The 473-nt window shown below is 77.6% G+C and carries 1 pseudogene; it reads left to right on the top strand.

What is annotated here, in order from left to right:
- Window positions 1–473 (top strand): annotated as a pseudogene (locus ABQ292_RS26635) (HNH endonuclease); the annotation flags it as partial.

Genomic DNA, 473 nt, shown 5'->3' with positions numbered 1-473 from the left:
AGGTCGCGGACCACCGGTCGCCGGTCGAGCGCGCGCTCGCCGGCCGGCTGCTGGAGCAGCCGGTGCGGCTGTCCCGGTTGCCGGTGTCGGTGCTGTCGCGGGAGCAGAAGGCCGCCGAGCTGCAGCGGGTGGCCGCGCTGGAGGCGATGACCGCCGCCTACGAGGCCGAGCTGGTGCTCGGCCTGGCCGACGACACCCCCGACGACCCCCTGGCACCGGGCACGCCCGGGGCCCGGGGGTCGTGGGCGCCGGATGCCGAGCTGCCCGGGGTGTCGGAGTTCTCTCCCGCCGAGCTGGGCATGGTGCTCAACTGCGGCCGCGGCACCGCTTCGCACCTGGCGCACCGGGCCTTGACCTACCGCAGCCACCCGCCGGCGACCTGGGCGGCGCTGGCCACCGGCACGCTGGACGAGGCGCGGGCGAAGGCCCTCGTGGAGGTGCTGGAGCACACCGGCCCGACCGTGGCCCGCGGC

It is taken from the genome of Geodermatophilus maliterrae, from assembly GCF_041018925.1.
Taxonomy (GTDB): domain Bacteria; phylum Actinomycetota; class Actinomycetes; order Mycobacteriales; family Geodermatophilaceae; genus Geodermatophilus; species Geodermatophilus maliterrae.
This window is presented reverse-complemented; position numbering and strand designations above follow the sequence as displayed.